Raw genomic sequence first — 3554 nt, 5'->3', positions numbered from 1 at the left:
GGTCCTCCACGCAGCCGGCCGCACCTCTCAACGCAGCCGCGCGCAAATCAACGCGGCCGCGCATATCAGAACCGTCTCCCGCACCATGTGCGGCAGGCAGAAAAGAGGACCGTGACAACCGACGAATACGTCCGCGACTGGACAAGGATCCGGACCCGCGACGAGATCAAGCTCAGCAAGGACGGCCAGGAAATTGCCCGCGGAATCGCCGACGGTGTCACCCACGACGGGAACACCCTCTGGCTGATTCAACCCGCCGGAAAAGGACGGTCCATGTTCACCCACCAGGACGACATCCTCGCCTTCCGCACCAAGGCCTCGAGACCCTCCCGGCAGATCTGACCCGCGGCCCGCCAAGGCCGCCCCGGACAAGGACACTCCCATGCACCAAACCGCGACGTTCCGTCTCGAGATCACCGTCAGCCAGACCCGCAGCAGAGACGACCAGCTAACCGAGGCCGTCAACGAACTGATACCTGCCGCCCTGGAACACCGGCACGGCATACTCGTCACCCAACACGACACCGCCACCTACACCCTCGAGGTACACCCGTCCGTCCCCTGCGGAACCATCCACGAAAAAAGACACCCGGAACCATAAAACGAACCGAAATACATCCCCGGTGCCACAACAGGCCCGAGAATTCCCCACCTTCCTGACCATCCCGGCCTACGCCAGCTACCCCACGGAAGCCCCCGACGAAGCCACCAAGGAAGAACTCGCGGCCGCGTAGAACAAACGTCAGCCAGGTCCCGGCAATCCATCGCAACAGGAAACCCGAAAGTCGGGTGCACGGGCCGGCTGCGGTTCGAGTGATGCGCCAGCCTCTGCAGCGGCGTATGACTGGGCCCTAGCTCCGCGTGCCGTTCGACAGGGCGGTACGCGGAGTGTCGGTGCTGAGAGTTCCTAGAATCTGCTCAGTTCCCAAGAAGGCTGACGCCGAATCGTCCAGGAACACCGAGGAGCCCCCGCCATGAACGCAGAACCACAGCCAGCACCGGACCCTTCCCACGCACCCACCCCCGGGGCTCCCTGGCCGGGCGGCATCAACGAAAACACGAATGGCCAGCTGCGCCAGTACTTCCCGAAAGGCACGGACCTGAGCATCCACAGCGCCGAAGACCCTCGACTGGGTTGCACAGGAACTCAACGACCGGCCACGCAAAAGACTAGAGTTCAAAGTTCAGAAAACCGATCGAATTGATCGAAGGACTCCTGTTGCAATGACCGTTTGAATCCGCCCCCCGTTACTGCAACACCGCGCTAGCCGTCCGCTGAGGGATCGGCTAACGGGCGTTCGAAGAAAAGGTTGAACTGGGCCACGACCGCTTCCTGAGCCGGTCCGCGCGTTCTACGGTTACCGTATGGCTCGAATGACACCGCAGGAAGCGACGGCCGTGAATATATTGCTGGGGTACTTCGCCGGCAGGCCTGAGCTACCGCCCGGGGAAATTGTGCGGTCCCTCGAGATCCTCGCAAATCGGGCGCACAACCGCCTGCAGGGTGGCTGGGACGAGTTCGCGGTGCGTCGCCAATGGCCATACGCCTACGAAGAAGAGGTCCGGGCGCAAGAAGGGGCGGACGAGCCTTCCGAAGACTGAAGGACTGAGGATCCTCGCCGGGTACTTCTCTGCACGGGCGCGTTGCGCCCGGGGATTAGCGCTTCGCTCCAGCTGTGGCGCGGCGATTCACAGGGCACGATAGGGGCCGGCGACGTCTGGGGGTCGAGAACTCAGGCTCCAGGAACTGGACGCTCTCTTCGTCGCCGGCTCGTCCGATAACCGGCCAACGGTTGGCGGGCCGGTCCACACTGTTCCCGGTTCAAGTCAACACCCGGCGCGGCGCTATTGCACCAGTAACGTGTACTCGTTTTTGCAGGTCAGGGCGCGGGATAACGTCTTGACGGCGGGGTGACCACTGCAATGGCTCCTGAGATGTCCACGCCTGCTGAAAGCGCCGCCGGGGGAGTGCTGCATGCCCGCACCCGATCCCAGGGTGCGTGGGCGGGCGTATCTTGTGCCTATGCTGAGGCCCGGGTCATTCGGCCAGGTCCTGCATCAACCAGACCAGTGCCTCGTCCCTGGACGTGAAGAAGCGGGTGGGACATGGCGGGATGTGGACACCAAGAAAGAAGTTTGCCAGAACCCGGTCAACAGGGCTGGTCCCAAGCAAGGCGATCCGGGAGGCCGCACAAGGGATAGAGAAAACAGCACGGGCATGACGGTGCACGGACTCCGTCGTCGCCATGTCGACCAGCATCGGGTATTCCGAGCCCTTGCCGGCCTCATTCACGGCAGCCATTGCCGCATGGGCGTCGACAGCCTCGATGTTGACTCTGTCGTTCCAGACAAGGTGGATTATCCCGTCGGACCTAAGTTCCACGGTACCTTTCCCGCCTTCGACCGCTATGGGTTCCAATGTCCGCCTCCCATTCGACGCCTCGCATCGCGCGTGTCGCGGACGAGGCCCGTTGGCGTGATTTTCCTACCATACACAACGTTCACACGGGAAGGAGGAAGATATGACTCGCGGGAAATCCTTGGTTACACGCACTACCGGCCGAAATCCGCGCCTGATGAGCGCCGGCCTTTCGCCGGTACAGCACAAGCAGATGCCGCCGTCCTGACCGCCGCCAAAGTCTCACCGTCAACCAACTGTCCATCCAGCCTGGTTCGGCCCTTCTTCGAGTCGAATTCAAGGCCCGGTGCACGGTCAACCACAGTGCAGCGAAGCGCGGCTCCACGGCAGCCGGCCGCTCGTGCACAGCTTCCGGCTGTACCCTGACGCCACGCACGCCCAACATCCGCGGCCACAGCCTTGCGCATACCGGACCGCTCGCTCACGGCCGGTGGTGACCGGCCCTTCCGCCTTGGCGGTGCTTGTCCGATGATGACCGGTATGAGGAGAACTATCGGATGGCTGGCAGCAGCAGCTGTGGTGACGCTCGTATTCGGCAGCCTTTACATCGCATTCCAGCAATCCGGGCGCCGGTCGGCCAATGTGGCGCCAGCGGCGGCAGCTGCGGCCCAGCTGCAGCTCCTCGGCACATCCGCCCCCGCGGTCCCGCGGGTCGAGTTGACCCCCGATAGCGGGGTCTTTGTCATCGTGTACGGCACCGATGACAACCCGGAGACGGGAACGGCTACTCTCCACGGAGTGCTGCCGGTGGTGCCGTCCGGCGTGCTCGATACGGCCCGGAGATCAGGTGGTGACGCCGTGACGTGGCAGCCGGAGCCCGGCCTGCGGATGGCAGTCATTGCGCGCTCCTCGGCCGGAAAAGTCGTAGTCGCCGGGCAGTCGCTCGCCCCTTACGAGGCCACGGACACGCTGGTAATGGCCTATCTGGCCCTCGGATGGTTCGGGTGCGTCCTCGTCCTTGGCGCCGGGTTCGCCGCATCCGTGTTGCTGGGCCAACGGCAGCGCCAACCAGGTATCACCTGACACCGGCACTCCGGGGTCTGGAGGATCCGTACGGAATTTCACGGTAAGAATCCGTTGGCTATTTCAGGCAGGACCCGGACGCCGGCGTTACTGCCCGCCCCTGCCCGCGGAT

The 3554-nt window shown here is 63.7% G+C and carries 5 protein-coding genes and 1 pseudogene; 5 read left to right on the top strand and 1 reads right to left on the bottom strand.

The window, feature by feature from the left end; translation table 11 throughout:
- The 4 genes and pseudogenes from AHiyo1_RS22370 to AHiyo1_RS22355 all read left to right on the top strand — a co-directional run.
- Positions 1-342 (top strand): hypothetical protein (locus AHiyo1_RS22370; RefSeq protein ID WP_445286254.1); only part of this gene is annotated, 342 nt, incomplete at its 5' end.
- Between the two features lie 40 nt (positions 343-382).
- Complete coding sequence (locus AHiyo1_RS22365) at positions 383-601, top strand: hypothetical protein (RefSeq protein ID WP_059390051.1); 219 nt, start codon at positions 383-385, stop codon at positions 599-601.
- A gap of 421 nt (positions 602-1022) precedes the next feature.
- Positions 1023-1228 (top strand): annotated as a pseudogene (locus AHiyo1_RS22360) (transposase); the annotation flags it as partial.
- Positions 1229-1365: 137 nt separating this feature from the next.
- The gene (locus tag AHiyo1_RS22355; RefSeq protein ID WP_172465705.1) at positions 1366-1602 is read left to right on the top strand and encodes a hypothetical protein; all 237 of its coding nucleotides are present in this window, start codon (positions 1366-1368) and stop codon (positions 1600-1602) included.
- A gap of 436 nt (positions 1603-2038) precedes the next feature.
- On the opposite strand, the gene AHiyo1_RS22350 is transcribed toward AHiyo1_RS22355, so the two are convergent.
- Entirely contained in the window at positions 2039-2419 is a 381-nt protein-coding gene (locus AHiyo1_RS22350) for a DUF7793 family protein (protein ID WP_059390049.1), read from the bottom strand.
- 480 nt (positions 2420-2899) lie between these two features.
- On the opposite strand from AHiyo1_RS22350, the gene AHiyo1_RS22345 reads away from it, so the two are divergent.
- Entirely contained in the window at positions 2900-3442 is a 543-nt protein-coding gene (locus AHiyo1_RS22345; RefSeq protein ID WP_148667712.1) for a hypothetical protein, read from the top strand.
- Positions 3443-3554 lie beyond the last annotated feature (112 nt).

This window comes from Arthrobacter sp. Hiyo1 (genome assembly GCF_001263615.2).
Taxonomy (GTDB): domain Bacteria; phylum Actinomycetota; class Actinomycetes; order Actinomycetales; family Micrococcaceae; genus Arthrobacter.
Note: the sequence above shows the minus strand (reverse complement) of the source record. Positions and strands in the feature narration are given on the sequence as shown.

Bases quoted from the DNA above. Each gene is read 5' to 3' on its own strand.
- AHiyo1_RS22355 (WP_172465705.1), top strand. From the start codon at position 1,366: ATGGCTCGAATGACACCGCAGGAAGCGACGGCCGTGAATATATTGCTG.
- AHiyo1_RS22365 (WP_059390051.1), top strand. From the start codon at position 383: ATGCACCAAACCGCGACGTTCCGTCTCGAGATCACCGTCAGCCAGACC.
- AHiyo1_RS22345 (WP_148667712.1), top strand. From the start codon at position 2,900: ATGAGGAGAACTATCGGATGGCTGGCAGCAGCAGCTGTGGTGACGCTC.